The 17561-nt window shown below is 63.7% G+C and carries 13 protein-coding genes; 7 read left to right on the plus strand and 6 right to left on the minus strand.

Translation table 11 applies throughout. The features are described from left to right. The first annotated feature begins 57 nt into the window (after window positions 1–57). A complete protein-coding gene (locus PMN64_RS27175) occupies window positions 58–315 on the plus strand; it encodes a hypothetical protein (RefSeq protein WP_411782855.1) in 258 nt (85 codons plus the stop codon). A gap of 425 nt (window positions 316–740) precedes the next feature. Here the strand turns inward: PMN64_RS27175 and PMN64_RS27180 are convergent, their stop codons facing one another. From PMN64_RS27180 to metG, 3 genes are all read right to left on the minus strand, one after another. Continuing rightward, window positions 741–3617 carry an EAL domain-containing protein gene (locus PMN64_RS27180; protein WP_028333677.1) on the minus strand — a complete coding sequence of 959 codons (2877 nt, stop codon included), beginning with the start codon at window positions 3615–3617 and terminating at the stop codon, window positions 741–743. A 120-nt stretch (window positions 3618–3737) separates the two neighbouring features. Then, window positions 3738–4736: an NAD(P)H-quinone oxidoreductase gene (locus PMN64_RS27185; protein WP_411782856.1), complete on the minus strand. Its 999-nt coding sequence runs from the start codon at window positions 4734–4736 to the stop codon at window positions 3738–3740. Window positions 4737–4805: 69 nt separating this feature from the next. Continuing rightward, entirely contained in the window at window positions 4806–6485 is a 1680-nt protein-coding gene (metG, locus tag PMN64_RS27190) for a methionine--tRNA ligase (RefSeq protein WP_411782857.1), read from the minus strand. 382 nt (window positions 6486–6867) lie between these two features. Between metG and PMN64_RS27195 the strand changes: the two genes are divergently transcribed. Beyond that, window positions 6868–7059, plus strand: coding sequence for a DUF1192 domain-containing protein (locus PMN64_RS27195; protein ID WP_411782858.1), 192 nt, complete (start codon window positions 6868–6870; stop codon window positions 7057–7059). A gap of 499 nt (window positions 7060–7558) precedes the next feature. Continuing rightward, window positions 7559–8071, plus strand: coding sequence for a DUF1465 family protein (locus PMN64_RS27200; protein ID WP_028340279.1), 513 nt, complete (start codon window positions 7559–7561; stop codon window positions 8069–8071). Window positions 8072–8087: 16 nt separating this feature from the next. On the opposite strand, the gene PMN64_RS27205 is transcribed toward PMN64_RS27200, so the two are convergent. Then, on the minus strand, window positions 8088–9602 hold the full coding sequence (locus PMN64_RS27205; protein WP_411782859.1) for a PLP-dependent aminotransferase family protein: 1515 nt from the start codon (window positions 9600–9602) through the stop codon (window positions 8088–8090). A 120-nt stretch (window positions 9603–9722) separates the two neighbouring features. On the opposite strand from PMN64_RS27205, the gene PMN64_RS27210 reads away from it, so the two are divergent. Together PMN64_RS27210 and PMN64_RS27215 are read left to right on the plus strand one after the other, a co-directional pair. Continuing rightward, window positions 9723–10349: an FMN-binding negative transcriptional regulator gene (locus tag PMN64_RS27210; protein ID WP_411782860.1), complete on the plus strand. Its 627-nt coding sequence runs from the start codon at window positions 9723–9725 to the stop codon at window positions 10347–10349. A gap of 14 nt (window positions 10350–10363) precedes the next feature. Continuing rightward, entirely contained in the window at window positions 10364–10981 is a 618-nt protein-coding gene (locus tag PMN64_RS27215; RefSeq protein ID WP_411782861.1) for a LysE family translocator, read from the plus strand. 86 nt (window positions 10982–11067) lie between these two features. Here PMN64_RS27215 and PMN64_RS27220 read toward each other — a convergent pair whose 3' ends face one another. Together PMN64_RS27220 and PMN64_RS27225 are read right to left on the minus strand one after the other, a co-directional pair. Beyond that, window positions 11068–13671, minus strand: a complete 2604-nt coding sequence (locus PMN64_RS27220) for an MASE1 domain-containing protein (protein WP_411782862.1) — start codon at window positions 13669–13671, stop codon at window positions 11068–11070. A gap of 1041 nt (window positions 13672–14712) precedes the next feature. Continuing rightward, entirely contained in the window at window positions 14713–15453 is a 741-nt protein-coding gene (locus tag PMN64_RS27225) for a phosphotransferase enzyme family protein (protein WP_411782863.1), read from the minus strand. A 457-nt stretch (window positions 15454–15910) separates the two neighbouring features. Here PMN64_RS27225 and PMN64_RS27230 point away from each other — a divergent pair, with 457 nt between their 5' ends. Together PMN64_RS27230 and PMN64_RS27235 are read left to right on the plus strand one after the other, a co-directional pair. After that, window positions 15911–16390 carry a hypothetical protein gene (locus PMN64_RS27230; protein ID WP_304497400.1) on the plus strand — a complete coding sequence of 160 codons (480 nt, stop codon included), beginning with the start codon at window positions 15911–15913 and terminating at the stop codon, window positions 16388–16390. Window positions 16391–17075: 685 nt separating this feature from the next. Then, window positions 17076–17561, plus strand: a 486-nt coding sequence (locus PMN64_RS27235; protein WP_411782864.1) for an IS110 family transposase, incomplete at its 3' end; no start/stop codon positions are given.

A 17561-nucleotide genomic window follows, 5' to 3' on the forward strand; every position in this document is an offset into this window, starting at 1 on the left:
CAGCAGCCGCCGAATGGGTTAACGGGTGGTTGCCGGATTTTTGTCATCGAGGACGTTGTGAACGACTACGACGCATTGCGGGATTATCTGAAGAAGCAGCATCTGCCCGAATTCGTGCTGAGCTTCGAGGAGATCGAGGCGATCATCGACGCGGCGCTGCCGCGCGCCGCGCATCGGGCGTCGTGGTGGGAGACGTTGCGCAGCCCGCAGGAGAAGATGCCGCAGCGCGAGGCCTGCCTCGAGGCCGGCTACATCGCCACCCGCCAGGCCGACGGCAAGAGCGTCAAGTTCAAGCGCATGCCCAAGCCGCGCTAAGGCGCGATCCTGTAAGGTCGGACAGTCATCGCGGAGAAGGTGCGCTCCCTCTCCCGCTTGCGGGCAGGGCAATCGCATATGAAAAGAAATCTGTCGGGCAGCGTCCCTCGCGGCCATCCTTCGAGACGCCCACCTTCGGCGGGCTCCTCAGGATGAGGATCTTGTTTTGCGGCAAAATAGTAGACCCTCGTGGTGAGGAGCGCCGCTTGCGGCGCGTCTCGAACCACGAGGCCGAGTTACCTCCGCAGCCGCCGAAGGGTCATATGCGATTGCCCTACGCTTGCGGGGGAGGGCTCTCTCCGCGAGTCGTTCCGTGGAGAGAGCCCCCACCCGTATCGCATCTTCGATGCGATACGACCTCCCCCGCAAGCGGGAGAGGTGCGGCGAGCCCGCTGCAAGATCGATGTTAACTTACTTGACCGAGCTTAGCTCGCGGCTTCCAGCCGTTCCTCGGTGAGGAGCCGGGTCGCGGCATCGGCGTCCATCGGCTCGCCGAAGGCAAAGCCCTGGGCGTATTCGCAGCCGAGCTGGTAGAGCTCGACGGCATCCGAATCCGTCTCGGCGCCTTCCGCGACCACTTCCATGCCGAGATCATGCGCCAGCGCGATGATCGATTTCAGGATCACCGGGCGGGTGCCGCGGCTCGTGGTGCGGACGAAGGACTGGTCGATCTTGATGGTGTCGAACGGGAAGCGCTGCAGATAGGACAGCGAGGAGTGGCCGGTGCCGAAATCGTCCAGCGACAGCCCGGTGCCGAGCTCGCGGATCCGCGCCAGCATCTGGGCGGCGTGCTCCGGGTTCTCCATGACCAGCGATTCCGTCAGCTCCAGCTTCAGTGTGCCGCGCGCCACCGAGGAGCGCGACAGCACGGTTCTGATGTCGTGGATCAGATCGTGGCGCAGCAATTGTCGCGACGACACGTTGACCGACGCGAAGATCGGCTCGCGCGCGCGCATGGCGCGCTGCCACACCGCGAGCTGGCGCGCGGTCTGGTCCATCACGAACATGCCGAGATCGACGATCAGGCCGGTCTCCTCGGCGACGTTGATGAACTCCGACGGCGACATCCGGCCGAGCTTGGGATGGTCCCAGCGCGCCAGCGCCTCGAAGCCGGCGATCGCGCGATCCTCCAGCCGCACGATCGGCTGGTACAGGATCGTGATCTCCTGCCGTTCGATGGCGCGGCGCAGGTCGCTTTCGAGAGTCAGGCGGTCGGTCTTCCGCGCGCGCATCGCCGGCTTGTAGACGTCGATGCGGTCGCCGCCGATCCGCTTGGAATGATACATCGCAAGCTCGGCGTCCTTGATGATTTCGTCGGTCAGCGGCGCCGCCGGGTCGGACAGCGCAAGCCCGATCGAGGCGGTCAGGAAGATCTCGCGGTCGTTGAACGCGATCGGGGCGCGGATGGTCTTGCGGATGGTCTCGGCGAAATTGGTGATCCGTGCCGGGTCCTGCTCCGACAGCAGGATCAGGCCGAACTGGTCGCCGGCCATGCGTGCCAGCGTGTCCTGCGGCTTGAGGATGCGGGTCAGCCGCCGCGCCAGCGTCAGCAGGATGGAATCGCCGACCGCGATGCCGACGGAATCGTTGACCTGCTTGAAGCGGTCGAGGTCGATCACCATCAGGGTCGGCCGCAGGTTCGGCATGGTCTTGGCGAGGTTCGCCACCGCGCCGAGGCGGTCCATGAACAGCCGGCGATTCGGCAGGCCGGTCAGGTTGTCATGCACGGAGTCATGCAGCATCCGCTCTTCGGAGTTCTTGAACTCGGTGACGTCGGTGAGGGTGCCGACCACGCGCGAGACCTCGCCGTCGGAGCCGACCACCGGCCGGGCCTTGAGCGCGAACCACATGAAATGGCCGTCGGGCGTGCGCAGCCGGAAATCCTGCACCAGGCGGCCGCGGCGCTGGTCGAGCACGCTGTCGAGCGCGGCGCGGAAGCGGTCCTGGTCGAGCGGGTGCAGCACCTCGAGCCATTTCGCGGCGGGGCCTTCCAGCGTGCCGCGCTTGAGGCCGAGCAGCGCCTCGGTCTCCGGGCTGGTGAACACCTTGTCGGCGGACACGTCCCAGTCCCAGATCAGGTCGCCCGAGCCGGTCAGCGCCAGGGCGCGGCGCTCGACATCGGAGACGACGCCGGTGGTGGCGCCGCCGCCGGCGAAGGCGTGCTGCATGACCGTAAAGCCGATCAGCATCACGATCAGCACCAGGCCGCCGAGCAGCGCGGGGCCGACGATGTCGTTGGTGACGGAGCCTGCGACCGTCATGCCGGCCGCGACCACCCAGACCACCAGCAGGAACCAGGTCGGGATCAACAGCACCGCGCGGTCGAAGCCGTGGGTCGAGAGATAGACGATCAGCGCGAAGCCGGCGAAGGCGATCATCACCAGCGACATGCGTGCGATGCCGGAGGCGACCGCGGGATCGAACAGCGCCAGCGCGACCAGCGAGCCGAGGAAGACCAGCCAACCGATCGTGATGTGCGAGTAGCGGACGTGCCAGCGACTCAAATTCAGATAGGCAAATAGGAACACCAGCAGTGTCGCCGCGAGGATCGCCTCGCCCGCCGCGCGCCAGACGCGCTCGGCGTTGTTCGACATGTCGAGCACCTTGCCCCAGAAGCCGAAGTCGACGCCGATATAGACCAGCACCGCCCAGGCGAGCGCCGCGGCGGCCGGGAACATGATGCTGCCCTTGACCACAAACAAGATCGTGAGCACGAGCGCGAGCAGGCCCGAGATGCCGATCACGATGCCCTGGTACAGCGTGAACGAGTTGACCTTGTCCTTGTAGGCGTCGGGTTCCCACAGATAGAGCTGCGGCAGCTTGTCGGTGCGCAGTTCCGCGACATAGGTGACGACGGCGCCGGGATCGAGCGTGATGCGGAACACGTCGGCGGTCGGGCTCTCCTGCCGCTCGGGACGATCGCCGACCGACGGCGTGATGGTGGCGATGCGCGACAGGCCGAGGTCGGGCCACAACAGGCCGGACGACACGATGCGGTAGTGCGGCGCGACGATCAGGCGGTCGAGCTGGTCGTCGGTGTTGTTGGCGAGCGCGAACACCACCCAGTTCTGGCCGCCTTCGCGGGCGCGAACCTCGATGCGGCGCACGATGCCGTCGGTTCCGGGGGCGGTGGAGACCTGGATGCGGTCGGTTTCACTGCGCTGATGGTCGAGAACCGCCGTCAAATCGATCGCCGGCGCATCGCTGCGCACGCTGACCGCGTCGATCGCATACGCGGCAGGCGCGGCGGCAAACATCATGAGGCCCAGCGCGAGCAGCGCAAGGCACCTGATCAGACGCAATGTCAGTACTCCGCGATCGACAAACTGACCGGGCCCGGCGACCGGCCCGGCGGTGGCGCGATAAATGACACGAAAGCGAAGGGAATCAAAGGGTTTCCGCCCCTGCTTCCGTCGCGAGGGTTAAACCACCAACACAATTTTGCCAATATGTTCGCTGGTCTCCATGCGCCGGTGCGCGTCGGCGGCCTTTTCCAGCGGGAATGTGCTGTCCATCAGCGGTTTGACGCGTCCTTCGCGCAGCAAGGGCAGCACCTTTGCCTCGATCGCCGCGACCATCGCCGCCTTGTCCGCATTACTACGGGGGCGCAGGGTCGAGCCGGTGTGGTGCAGCCGCTTGACCATCAGCTTGGCAAAATTGGCCGTGGCCTTCGGTGTTCCCGACAGGAACGCGATCTGGACGATGCGGCCCTCGACCGCGGCGGCGTCGTAGTTCCGGTCGATATAGTCGCCGCCCACCATGTCGAGGATGACATCGGCGCCGTTGCCGCCGGTGGCCTTCTTCACCGCCTCGACGAAATCCTCGGTCTTGTAATTCACCGCGTGATCGGCGCCGAGCTTGAGGCAGGCGTCGGCCTTGTCCTGCGAGCCGACGGTGACGATCACCTTGGCGCCGAACGCCTTGGCAAGCTGGATCGCCATCGTGCCGATGCCCGACGAGCCGCCGTGGATCAGCAGCGTCTCCCCGGCCTTGAGCGCGCCGCGCTCGAACACATTGTGCCACACCGTCATCAGCGTTTCCGGGGTAGCGCCGGCTTCCTGCATCGACAGCGAGGGCGGCACGGTCATCGCCTGCGCGTCCTGCGCGATGCAATATTGCGCGTAGCCGCCGCCGGCAACGAGCGACATCACCTTGTCGCCGATCTTGTGCTTTGCGCCTTCGCCGAGCGCGACCACTTCGCCCGCGATCTCGAGGCCGGGCAGGTCGCTGGCGCCGGGCGGCGGCGGATAGGAGCCGGAGCGCTGCGCGACGTCAGGACGATTGACGCCGGCGGCCGCAACCTTGACCAAAATCTCGCCGGCCTTCGGCACCGGCACCGCGCGGGTCTCAGGCACCAGCACCTCCGGGCCACCCGGCTTGCTGATGGCAACGACGGTCATTTGCGCGGGCAGGTTTGGCATGGTCGGTCCCTGGTCAGTGGAGAGGATTGGCGGATGGCATACCGCCTTTTGCAGCGAAGCGAAACGCCATTAAGCCCCGAACCGCGTCGTGAGCTGGTCGGCTCTCTCAGGCGTGATTTTCTCGACCAGCGGCCCGAGCCTTGCGACCGGCGTGCCCGCGCCGCGATCCAGCAGCGGGAGGAGTGGGCCAGTGGGCCAGCGCGGCACGGCATCGCTCTGACCGAGCGCGCCGAGCACTCGCTCCGCGAGGTGGGGCACGATGCTCCACGCCAGCGTCGCACCAAGCGCGACAAGATTGAGCCCGACGCGGGTGACGACCGCCGCGCGTGCCGGATCGGACTTGATGGCGGACCATGGTGCCGCGTGTTGCAGGTAAGCATTCGCGGCGTCCCAGATCGCGCGGGTCGTTGCCGCCGCTGCGCGAAACTCCAGTGCGGTGTGATGGCGGTGCAGCGTCGCGATGCGCTGCTCCAGATCGTGCGCCAGCTGTCGTTCGGCATCACCGGGTACGCCGCCTTCGGGAAAGCGGCCGTCGAAGGCGCGATGCGCAAAGCTGATGATGCGGTTGGCGAGATTGCCGAAGATGTCGGCGAGATCCTTGTTCACGTCGGCAACGAACCTGGCGACGCCAAAATCCGTATCGGCGCTTTCGGGCGCGTTGGCGATCAGCCACCAGCGCCAGAGATCGGCGGGCAATTCCTCCAGCGCCGCGTCGGTGAAGATGCCGCGCTTTCGGCTGGTCGAGAACTTGCCGCCTTCGTAATTCAGCCAATGGAATCCCTTGATCACATCGGCGGTCTTCCACGGTTCGCCGGAGCCGATCAGCGTCGCCGGAAAGCTTACGGTGTGGAACGGGATGTTGTCCTTGCCGAGAAACTGGATGTAGCTGACATCGTCGGCCTGCCACCACCATTGCCGCCAGTCGCGACCGGGCGCGGCGTCGGCCCATTCCTGCGTCGCCGCGATATAGCCGATCGGCGCGTCGAACCAGACATAGAACACCTTGCCGTCGAAACCTTCGCGCGGCACCGCGATGCCCCAGGCAAGATCGCGCGTGATGCAGCGGTCGCGCAGCTCCGCATTGAGCCAGCCCTTCGCGGTCGACACCACGAAGGGTGGCCATCCGGTGCGGCTGTCGATCCATGCGCCTATTTTTTCGACCAGCTGCGACTGGCGCAGATAGAGATGACGGCTATCGCGGATTTCGAGCGCGCGGTCGCCTGAGAGCGCCGAGTGGGGATCGATGAGGTCCGGCGGGTCGAGCAGCGTGCCGCAATGGTCGCATTGGTCGCCGCGCGCGCCAGTGTCGCCGCAATGCGGACAGGTGCCGAGCACGTAGCGGTCGGGCAGGAAGCGCCGGTCGGCCGGCGAGAACACCTGCCGCGAGGTGCGTGCTTCGATCAGCCCGGCGTCATCGAGCCGGTGATAGAAGTGCTGCGTCAGCACATGATTGTGCGGCGAGCTGGTGCGGCCGAAATGATCGAAGGACAGACCGAAGCGCCGGTAGATGTCGGCCTGGATGGCGTGCTGCGCGTCGCAGAACGCGCGGACATCCTGTCCGGCCTCGATGGCGCCGAGCTCGGCCGGCGTGCCGTGCTCGTCGGTCGCGCAGATGAAGAGCACGTCGTCACCGGTCTGCCGCCGGAAGCGGGCGTGGACGTCGGCGGGCAGCAGCGAGCCGACGAGATTGCCGAGATGCTTGACGCCGTTGACGTAAGGCAGCGCGCTGGTGATGAGAATCTTGGTCATGGGTTAAGGTCTTTCGCGTTCGGTGATGCCGACCCCCAAGAGAAATTCCGACGAAATCAAATCGGAAAATCAAAAAGCCCTCCCGCGTGACCGGAAGGGCTTGGGATCGGCTCATGCTGGCGCGCAGGCGCGCAATTATCCCGTCCGGTCAGACTCCTTGCGGTCGGGCCGGGGCATTCGCGTCAGATGTTGCGCGCACACGAAAGTCACTGCAAAATTCTCCTCGAGCATGATCCGGAAAAGTGCGAAGCGGTTTTCCGAAAAGATCATGCTCAAACAAAGAGCTGAAGCCCGATGACGATTCAACCCCAATCTCATCGCGCTTTGGGACATCTACCAGCTCTGGACGCACGGCGCCAGACCAGCATCGCGGGGAGGACACATGCCGATTGAGGATGAGGACCGGCCGCGGAAGAAAATCAGCCACGAGATCGGACAGGATCTCTCGCTGCTGTCGGTCGAGGAATTGACCGAGCGCATCGCGCTGCTCAATGCCGAAGTCGATCGTCTGAGAGAGGCGATGACGAAAAAGCGCGCCTCGAAGGACGCCGCGAACGCGTTCTTCAAGTCGTAGCGCTGCGGCATCACAAGCGTCGTCCCGGACAAGCGAGCAAAGCGAGCGCGATCCGGGACCCATAACCACCGCTGTTCGTAGTCGCGTAGGGCTGGGGCCACAGCTGCGCGCAACGCGGGCATTGGTGGTTATGGGTCCCGGCGTTCGCCGGGACGACGCATGGGGATCCGCCTGAATCTGTCCCAAACTAGGTCAATGGCCGACATGGCAAACAAAGCCTGAAGAAATCCGTTCATTTACGATCGGTTAAGCTTTCTCGATTATGACTGCATTGTCCTCGTTTGGACACCGAGTGGCTCCTGTCCACTCTGTTTGACGCCTCCCTGTTATCAACTTCAAAAGCCGCCGGAAACGGCGGCTCTTTTTTGTGCGTTCTATCCGCTGGAAACCATAAATCCGGTTGCGGCTGGACTCTTCGGCGCCCCCGCGCAATGATTTGTTCATCATAAGCTGGCGCGTCAGATGTCAGCGGGCGTTACGATGGTGTGAGGCGTCAACCATGGCCGATCGTTCCCAGAGCGAAGCCGGGCTTGTACTGTTCAGTGAGCGGCTGACCAATTCTGCGGCATTCGGCGTGCTGTTCCGGGAAGGCATGGACCTGGTCGAGCAGACCGCCGCCTATCTCGACGGTGACGGACGTGCCGAGGCCAAGGCGCTCGAACGGTCCGTAAGCCTGACCTATGCCACCGAAAGCATGCGCCTGACCACGCGGCTGATGCAGCTCGCGTCCTGGCTGCTGCTGCATCGCGCGGTCAAGGAAGGCGAGATGACGCTGACCCAGGCCAATCGCGAAAAGACCAAGGTCAAGCTGTCGGCCGCCGATCCCGGCCCGGCCGACATGGTGACCAAGCTGCCCGAGCAATTGCAGCAGTTGATCGCCCGTTCGATGGATCTGCAGGCGCGCGTCCGCCGCCTCGACACCACGATCCACGCACCGGCGCCGGATCGCTCCTCGATCGGCAACCCGCTGGTGCCGCAGCTCAACCGCCTCAAGGCCGCGTTCGAGCAGTAAAGTCCAAGCTGCAAAATCAGTGTGAGGCTTCAGTGCGGCGTGGCTTGATCCGCCGCTGCGACCTATGCTGATCCATCACGCGCCGCAGCCTTAGCGCCGTCGCCTCCAGCTCCTCAGGTTCGAACCCGCCGAAGCCGAGCATCAGGCCGGGGCGTGGTGCCGCCTGGTACATCGGCGAAATCGGCCGTACGACGATGCCGGCGGCAAGCGCTGATTTTGCCAATTGCACATCGTCGAAGCGCTCTGGCAGCCACAGCAGCAGATGCATGCCCTGATCGCTCGGCTGCAGCGTGACGTCGTCAGGCATGTGGCGCGTCAGCGCCGCGATCAGCGTCGCACGCCGTGCGGCGTAGACGCCGCGAATGCGCCTGATATGCGCCTCGAACAGCCCCTCGCGCATATAGGCCGCCAGCACATGCTGGTCGGCGGTCGGCGAATGCCGGTCGAGCAGCGCCCGCGCGCCGGCGAAGGCGTCGATCAGCGGCACGGGCGCCACAACGTAGCCGAGCCGCAGCGAGGGAAACAGCACCTTGCTCAGCGTGCCCAGGTAAATCACCCGCGATGGGGCGAGACCCTGCATCGACGGGAAGGGATGCCCGGCATAGCGCAGCTCGCTGTCGTAATCGTCCTCGACGATCCAGGCATTGCTTCGCTGCGCCCACGCCACCAGCGCATTGCGGCGCGCCATGCTCATCGGCATGCCCAGCGGATATTGATGCGACGGCATCACGAAGGCCGCGCGCGCATGCGGACACGCGGCGACGGCGGCTTCGACGTCGATGCCATGCGCATCGACCGATACGCGCGTGGTGACGAGATCGAGATCGTCGAGCACGGCGGTCATGCCGGGATAGGCGGGATCCTCGGCCCAGACGCGATCGCCTGACGACAGCAGCACGCGGCCGGCGAGATAGAGGCCTTGCTGGGTGCCGGCCGTGATCACGACCTGCTCGGGCTCGCAATGCACCGCGCGGGATTTGCGCACATAGTCGGCGATCGCCTGCCGCAGCTCGATCAGGCCGCGCGGATCGCCATAGCTCGCAGGCGCCGCCGCGCGCGATGCGCGTACGCGGTTGCCGAGGCGGCGCCAATGGTCGTCGGGCGCGACCGCGCCGCCGGGGACCGCGATCGCAAACGGGACTTCCGGCATCGGCGTGAAGGCCGCCGCCACCTTGGCGAGCCGCGCCGCGCGCGGCGGCAACTGGATCGGCGCCGATTTGTTCGAGTTGCGATCGACCACGACGGGCCGAGCCTGCTCGGCAAGCGTCGGCGCGACGCGGGTGCCGGCACCGACCTGCGATTCCAGATAGCCCTCGGCCAGCAGCTGCTCGAAGGCTTCCGTGACCGTGCCGCGCGCAACGCCGAGCGAGGCCGACAGCGCGCGCGTCGACGGCAGGAATTCCCCGGCCTTCAATTCGCCGCTCGCAATCGCGGCGCGCAGGGCCTGTGCGATCTGGCGCCCGACCTGTCCGGCGGCGCGGTCGACGGCCCGGAGCGAAGGGATGCTGATCGTGGCGCGCAGGCGGGGCATAGTGGACCAATCAAGATGATCGAAAGTGGCTCTTATCATAGGCCACTTCGGCACTATGGTGGAGCAGCAATTGATGAGGCCTGCCAGAGGTCCGCCAAGAGGTTTGCCAAGAGGTCTGCAATGTACCTGCCGCCGCATTTCAAGATGGATGAGCTCGGCCCGATCCACGCCGCGATGCGGGCCTCAAAGCTCGCGACCCTGGTCACCGCAACCGCCGATGGCCTGATCGGAACGCCGCTGCCGCTGATCCTCAATGAGAACGAGGGCGACTACGGCACGCTGTACGGTCACGTCGCGCGGCCCAATCCGCAGTGGAAGCTGCCCGCGGTCGGCGAGGCGATGGCCATCTTCATGGGGCCCGACGCCTATGTGACGCCGTCCTGGTACGTGACCAAGGCCGAGCACGGCAAGGTGGTGCCGACCTGGAATTACGTCGCCGTCCACGCCTATGGCGCGGCCGAGTTCTTTGAGGATGCCGAGCGCCTGCTCGACGTCGTGACCCGGCTGACCGAGCTGCACGAGACTTCACGCCCGGAAGTCTGGCAGGTCAGCGATGCGCCTGACGATTTCATCAAGGCGCAGCTGCGCGGCATCGTCGGTTTCCGGATGCCGATCACGCGGCTCGATGCCAAGAAGAAGATGAGCCAGAACCGCAAGCCTGGGGATCGCGCCGGTGTCATCGCCGGCCTCGGCGCCAGCGACAATCCCCATGACCGTGAGGTCGCGGCGATGATCCCGGCGAACTGAGACGAAAGCTCTTGATGGAATTGTACCTCGCCTTCGCGATCACGACCGCGACCTTCGCGCTGATCCCGGGCCCCGCCATGCTGTACGCCGCGGCCCGCACGCTGGCGGGTGGCCGGCGCGCGGGGCTGATGGCCTCGCTCGGGCTGCATCTCGGCGGCTATGTCCATGTCGTCGCCGCGGCGGCCGGCCTCGCTTTGCTGTTTCATGCGGTGCCGCCGCTGTTCATGGCGATGAAGCTTGCCGGCGCGGCCTACCTGGTCTGGCTCGGGCTCTCGCTGTTCCGCGACCGCGACAATGCAAAGCGCCCCACGCTTGCGTCGCTCTCCGCGGAGCGCGCCTTCGCGCAAAGCATCGTCGTCGAGGTGCTCAATCCGAAGACCGCGATCTTCTTCCTGGCGTTCCTGCCGCAATTCGTCGATGCGTCGGCCGGCCTGCCGGTCTGGGCCCAGCTGTTTCTGCTCGGCACAACAGTCAATCTGACCTTCTCGGCGGTCGACATCGTCTGCGTGTTTTTCGCCAGCGCCGTGATGTCGAAGCTGCAGCGCTCGAAGCGGTCGCAGCGCATCATGCAGCGGATCGGCGGCAGCATCCTCGTCGCGCTCGGCGCGCGGCTAGCTTTCCAGGATCGCTAGCAGCAGTCATGTCCATCAGCGGCGATGGTGCGGATCAACGCTTCGTCAAGCTGCGCGACGAGCAGCTTCTGCAATGGCGCGACCGGTCAATTTCTGCGCGAGGCTTCGGTCGTGCTTGACGCCATGGGCGTGCCGGACGATCGCGTCGGTCGCGGAGGCGCAAGATCGTGGATAAAATCTTTTAGTGCCTCGGTATCGAACGGCTTGCGGAGTATTTTCAGACTTGGTGGAGCCGCTTTTGCGGCATCGCTGTAGCCGGTGGTAAGGGCTATCGGCAAACCGGGGTATCGCGACCTGACTTCTCTCGCGAGCCCGACGCCATCGATGGTCCCGGGCATGACGATATCGCTGAAGACGAGATCGATCTTTGTCCCTGCTTCGAGCAATTTCAGCGCCGCTTCGGCCGAATCTCGATAGATCGTGTCATAACCCAGATGCTCGAACAGCGAAGATGTCACATCCGCCACTTCGGGGCTGTCGTCGACAACGAGAACCGTCTGCCGCTGCGGCTGCCTTGCTCTTGTTCTGGCAGCGGCGAGGTCTTTGCTGGTGATCTGCTCGTCCGCGCAGGACGGCAGGTAGATTGTAATCGTCGTTCCCTGTCCAACCTTGCTGTCCGCCGTCACCGTTCCGCCGGCCTGATGCGCGAAACCATAGACTTGGGACAAGCCGAGCCCGGTACCCTTGCCGACCTCCTTGGTCGTGAAGAACGGATCGAACATCTTGGACAGCAGGTTTGGCGGAATGCCGGTGCCGGTATCGCCAAGCGCTATCGCAAAGAAGGCCTTTGCGCGGCGATCGCCGCCGGTTTCCTGGTTCGCGGTCACCGCATGGACGGATAAGGTGAACGTGCCGCCGCTTGGCATCGCATCGCGCGCATTGACGGCGATGTTGACGATCGCAAGCTCCAGCTCGGCGAGGTCCACCTTGACCGACGCTACGCCCTCGCCGACGTTCTCGTTGTACACGATGTTCCCGCGCAGCGAGCTCTCGATCATGGTCCGCATGTTCTTGATGGACGCATTCAGGTCGACGACCGTCGGGCTGAGATGCTGATGACGAGAGAACGTCAACAATTGGCGTGTGAGGCTCTCGCCGCGTTTGGCCGCGGTCTGTATGGCTTCAATTGCCTTGGGCAGTTTTGGATCGAGCAGGCGAGTAAAGATCTGGGCACTGCCTCCGATGATCATCAATAGATTGTTGAAGTCGTGTGCGATCCCGCCGGTCAACTTGCCGATTGCCTCCATTTTCTGCGACATCGCGAGCTGTTCGCGCGCCTGAACCAGCTTCTCCTCCGCATCGCGTCGCTCGGTTGCGTCGCGCAGAATACTGATGAAGCCGATCAGATTTCCCGCGTCATCATGGCTCGACGAGACCGAGCCCGTGATGAAGAACGGCGTACCATTCTTTCTGATGCGCCAACCCTCTACGTCGTACTTGCCTCTTTCGATTGCCGTCTCCAGCGCGTGTGTTGGCGAACCCGCGCGGCGTTCATCCGGCCGATAAAATATTCCAAAATGTTTGCCTATGATTTCTTCCGAGGTGTAGCCGATGATTTTTTGAGCGGTGCTATTCCAGCTCGTAACGTGTCCTTCTCTATCAAGCGCGAAAATCGCATAGTCGACGACGCCTTCGATAAGGGTCTGGAAGTGCCGTCTGATGCTTTCGAGCGCCGAGGCGTTCCGTTCAAGTTGACCGTTCAGTTGGTCCTGCACGGAAAGCAGATGGGCTTCCGTGGTCTGGCGCGTGGCAATTGCCGCAGCCAGGGCAAGAGGGGGCGCCGATACGATGATCGAAAGCACGAGCAGTGACAACAATGCGCCGCTCAGATCCGTCTTCGGAAACGGATCATTACCGGACGCGAACCCCCAGACTGCCATTCCGGTGAAAATGAGCGCAGCCGTAGCCGCGGTGCATCGATTGCCGCGCAGACCGGTCCAGATCAACGGGAGCAAAGCCAGAAAGCCCAGCAGGCTGCGATGCGGCAACGGCAAATTGAGATCGTCGCTGACGAGGTCGCTGCCGATGAGCGGGCTGTAGGCTACGATCCCAATGAGACCGGCGAGAACGGGAACTGCGATCGATTCCAGCAGAGCCCACCTGGAGGAAATCCGTAAGGGCATCGTCGCCCAGAGCACGATGACCGGAGCAATCACCAGGGTCGCGGCTGCGTCGGCAAGCCACCAGGTCAGCCCCGCGGCGACGGAATCGGGAAAGCTCGGTTCGTTGACGAAGATGAATCCGGCCAAAGCGGTGGATGAACTGATCATCGCGGTCGGTGCAAAGGAAATGCCTGCAAACTTTGCGACACCGGCTGGTGTGGCAAACGTCTGGCGACCGTTCGACCAGCGTCCGATCAGCCATGTCCCGGCCATTGCAGCAAGGAGGGTGCCGATCCCGGCGGCGACAAACTCCAGGAGCGATCGGTCGGTCATCAGGTAAGGCGCGACGGCGCCCACCAGGATCGCGGGCCAGACCCGGTACCCACGCAGCAGCATCAGCGCGAGCGCAACCCCGGTCGGCGGCCACAGCGGTGTCGCGGCTGGATTGATAGCGGGAAGGAGATGTGCGGAGGCCGCAAGGCTCCCGTAGATCGCGGTGACGATAAAAACTTCGATCGAGTAGGTCACAGCGCTCCGAGCATCGCCAAAGGCGAAAATGCCGGCCTTATCGAACCTTGCCCGTTCCATCACAAGCCTTTGCGGTGGGCACCTCAAGAATGCGGTAGGGAACGACCTGGCACCCGGTCCAATGTCACTCGAAGGAGGGCGATGGCATTTTCACCATGTCGATGACCCCTGCCAAACACTCAACGCAGTTTTGACCAAAGCATGGCCGCTGCATCGAGAGTAGGGGGCGCCAACAACTTCGTAACAAGGGCTATGGGGCAGGATCGCTGACCTAATGGCGGGGGTCCTGCAAAATTGATCCGATCCCGCTGCGTGTCGGTGTCGCTCAAGTGACCGCTTCTGGTCAAAGGCGAATATCGGCAAGAGCCGTTCGAGCTCAGCTTTGGGCCAGGAGCAGACGCCGGGACGGCGCGAGCGGTCGGCGTTCTCTCGCCGCCATGTCGACCCCGAGACACCGGCAGATATTTCTTCAACCCTAGGTAGCCAAGCCCGGGCTGTATGGTACCGTGCGCTCGTCGGGACGGCATTTCCGTTCCGGATTTGGGAGGGCCATGTCATGAGATTGCCGTCGAGCCTTGTCGCGCCTTCAGCCGTCGCTGTGTTGTCAACTGTCTGGCTGTGCGGCCCGGCAGCGTCGCAAACAGACCCCGCCAAGCCGCTTCCGTCCATCACGGTCGAGGCGCCGAAGCCGGTGGCAAGGCCAAATCGTCCGACCCAGGTGGTGACCACAGGGGCACCTCACCGCAGATCGAGAACCACCCAGACGTCATCGTCAACCGCTCGTGCGCCGGCACCGGATTCAGTGCTGGGCAGGATTGCCGCGCTGGAGAAAGTCGCCAGCAATTGCAACGGTGGCTGCGAATCGAGCCTCCCGCATGGCAAGGATCCTTGGGTCGGGTGTAGCGAGTCGACGGGCGGACAAACCCACGGACCGTTCTCGTCGACGTGCCGGGACAACCTCACCTACAAATCCTACGTCGATTGCGTCGAGACCAAATGGTTCCTGGGCGAGTACCGAAACAGGGCCTGGTGGCTTTGCAGCAGCCTGCAGGCCGCCGGGAAGTTTAAGGTCGCCGAGCTCAAGCGATCGAAACGTCCGCACTAGACCGCTCGTACGTCGGCAAGCCGCTTGATTGCGTACGCGTCGTCCCAGCAGACGGCGGCCTCCCATGCGGCCGACGCTTGCGCGGCGATGTCGTGCGCGACGCCGTCGAGACCGGCGGCATTGTGGGGCAGCACCAGGTCGAGATCGGGGACGTCGACATGCGACTCGTCCCAGTCGATCAGCGCGACCCGATCCGCGGTCACGCGGATGTTGCGCGGGTTGGGGTCGCCGTGGACGACGCAGGTCTGACGTCCGGCGAGCCGCGCCCACGCGGCTCGGCATCGGGCAACGGCCTCAGGCGGCATCGCGGCGAGGTCGATCTTCGTTCCGGTTTCGGCGTGCAGCAGGTCGGTCGATGATCGCCAGCCCGGGCGCTGCGGCCAGTGCTGCGTCAACCGATGCAGCCGGCGGAGCGTGTCGGCCGCGCGACGCCAGTCGGCCTCCGTCTCCGGCGGTCCGCCCTCCACATATGTCATGACCACCAGACCGTCCGCGAACAACCGGCCGTCTATCGTCGGGATCGGCACCGGCACGGTGAGACCTTCACGATCGAGGTATTGGAGGAGCTTCGTCTCCCACGCGAGATCAGCGTCGCTCCTCGTACCGAGACGACCGACGGCGCGGTGCCCGTGGATGCGCACGCTCCACACGTCGTTCGCGACTCCGCCAGTGAGCGGTTCGATGCGAGTTACGTCTTCACCCCACTGCCGGAGTGCCTCCCATCCCGCTGACGACATCAAAAGCATTCCTCATTGCGTTGGCCGGCAAAAGACATTTAGCGGCAGTCACCTAGTGGCCCGCACCCGCCGGAAACAGAGGGGCAGAGCATGTCCGCTCCGCCCAGATGGCGGACCGTGCTTTCCATTTTTGTACGACCTAGCAGAAGCTGTACGGCTCGCAAGTTGCCGCTGCGACGATAGATGAGGGGTAGCCTTGGTTCGACCGACGTGAATGCGTTCCGAACAGGTGAGGGTCCGATCCTATGCCGGCCAGCCAGTCCGACAGCCGGAAGGCGCAAACGACCCTAAGCGGCCACTCGGTCGGACGCGGTAAGCGTGCCGAAACGGGTTGCCCCTCTTCGCGCCGGCGGTGTCAACCGCCACAACCTGCTGATCTAGATCAAAGTAGTCGATCCAATGCGGAATAACTGACTAACGGGGCTGACATTTAAAACGATTTCAGGAGGGGAATGCCATGCACAGGTATGCATTAGCCTTACTCATCGTTGGTTCTCCATTTTCTGCATTTGCGGCTGAGCTTCCAAAGGAGGGCAGCTACGACTACATCGCCTGTTGGTCAGGCGTTAATAACACGATCACGTTCTCCAAGACCCACACCGGATCAAGTTTTGAGTTGACGGGCACCGTCCGCAGCAATCCTCCCGGGGGCATGTTTGACAAAAGCACTTTCCGCTGCGTCGGGATGAATGCATCACTTGACGGGAAGATCACGGGGTCCAACGTTTGCGAGTCAATCGATGTGGACGGCGACAAGCGGCTCTCATATTTTTCGACCGGCGATGGAAAGACAACCAGGACGAACCTCGCAGGAACTGGAAAATACGAAGGCATGGTCATGGTAGGTACAGTCGAACCGCTGGGGTCTTTTCCGGTCGTCAAGGACGGAACGTTTCAGAGCTGCAATCATCAAACCGGTACGTATAAGCTGAAGTAACACGAGCAGCGAGAATTTGCCGTCGCTTACCAAATCTGAGCGGCGGCTATTTCGCTCCCTAGAATGGCGGCCTTATCCGTCTCGCCGGTCGAGCGTTGTTGCCGCGGGCTAACGGAAATAGAGCGAAGACGTATGCGGCTTTCTTCCATTGCGCCAAGGGCGGCTATTGACCAAAGGCGACATTCAACGCTGGTCCTACCTCCCGCGTTGTTTATTGCGCGGGACCCATGGGTGCGATCGGCACCCGGCTTTCCCTGCGCCCTCTGCTTTCGGAGCGGCGAAACGAAGAGCAAAGCTCGGACAGATCATGTCGCGAGAATTTGGAATTACGCCCCACTGGCCGCGCAACACATTCGGTGTCGTCCCGGCCTGGAGCCGGGACCCATAACCACGAATGCTCAATGTTGCGCGACGCCGTGGCCACAGCCTTTCTTCAGCAACACAACCCTGTGGTTATGGGTCCCTGCTTTCGCAGGGACGACGATTGTGGATGGAGGCCGTGCGATACATTCGCTGTCGTCCTGGCGAAAGCCAGGACCCATTACCCCTAATGCGAATTGCCTCGCCATGCTGGGGCCGCCTGTTCCTCCAACAACACAAGTCGGTGGTTGATGGTGTGGACGGCCCCCTACGGCATCAGTGTGCCAGAATGAGGTTGTCTAGATCTCATACATGGGAGCCGTCCGTGAACCAGATTATCCGCATTGGGATTGATACGTCGAAGTATATTTTTGTGCTGCATGGGGTTGATGCGGCGGAGCAGGTGGTCCTGCGCAAGAAGCTGTCGCGCAAACAAGTGCTGGAGTTCTTCGCCAAATTGCCGCCGACGGTGATCGGGATGGAGGCATGCGGGGCTTCGCAACATTGGGCGCGGGAGCTTTCCAAGCTCGGTCACGAGGTGAAGCTGATGGCACCGCAATTGGTTAAACCCTACGTGAAGCGGAACAAGAATGACGGGCGGGATGCAGAAGGTCTGTGCGAAGCGATGAGCCGACCGAGCATGCGCTTCGTGCCGGTGAAGACGGCCGAGCAGCAGGCTGCGCTGATGCTGATGGGTGTCCGCGACGGATTGATCGTCCGGCGCACCCAGCTGACCAATACGATACGCGGCCACGCGGCGGAGTATGGCCTGATCGCACCCAAGGGACTGGATGCGATCGAACCACTGCTG

The sequence above is a fragment of the Bradyrhizobium sp. UFLA01-814 genome, from assembly GCF_046718885.1.
Taxonomy (GTDB): domain Bacteria; phylum Pseudomonadota; class Alphaproteobacteria; order Rhizobiales; family Xanthobacteraceae; genus Bradyrhizobium; species Bradyrhizobium elkanii.

Excerpts from the sequence above, each read along its gene's own strand:
- PMN64_RS27230 (WP_304497400.1), top strand. The coding sequence starts at position 15,911 with ATGCACAGGTATGCATTAGCCTTACTCATCGTTGGTTCTCCATTTTCT.
- PMN64_RS27195 (WP_411782858.1), top strand. The coding sequence starts at position 6,868 with ATGCCGATTGAGGATGAGGACCGGCCGCGGAAGAAAATCAGCCACGAG.
- PMN64_RS27225 (WP_411782863.1), bottom strand. The coding sequence starts at position 15,453 with ATGTCGTCAGCGGGATGGGAGGCACTCCGGCAGTGGGGTGAAGACGTA.
- PMN64_RS27215 (WP_411782861.1), top strand. The coding sequence starts at position 10,364 with ATGGAATTGTACCTCGCCTTCGCGATCACGACCGCGACCTTCGCGCTG.
- PMN64_RS27220 (WP_411782862.1), bottom strand. The coding sequence starts at position 13,671 with ATGGAACGGGCAAGGTTCGATAAGGCCGGCATTTTCGCCTTTGGCGAT.
- metG (WP_411782857.1), bottom strand. The coding sequence starts at position 6,485 with ATGACCAAGATTCTCATCACCAGCGCGCTGCCTTACGTCAACGGCGTC.
- PMN64_RS27205 (WP_411782859.1), bottom strand. The coding sequence starts at position 9,602 with ATGCCCCGCCTGCGCGCCACGATCAGCATCCCTTCGCTCCGGGCCGTC.
- PMN64_RS27185 (WP_411782856.1), bottom strand. The coding sequence starts at position 4,736 with ATGCCAAACCTGCCCGCGCAAATGACCGTCGTTGCCATCAGCAAGCCG.
- PMN64_RS27200 (WP_028340279.1), top strand. The coding sequence starts at position 7,559 with ATGGCCGATCGTTCCCAGAGCGAAGCCGGGCTTGTACTGTTCAGTGAG.
- PMN64_RS27210 (WP_411782860.1), top strand. The coding sequence starts at position 9,723 with ATGTACCTGCCGCCGCATTTCAAGATGGATGAGCTCGGCCCGATCCAC.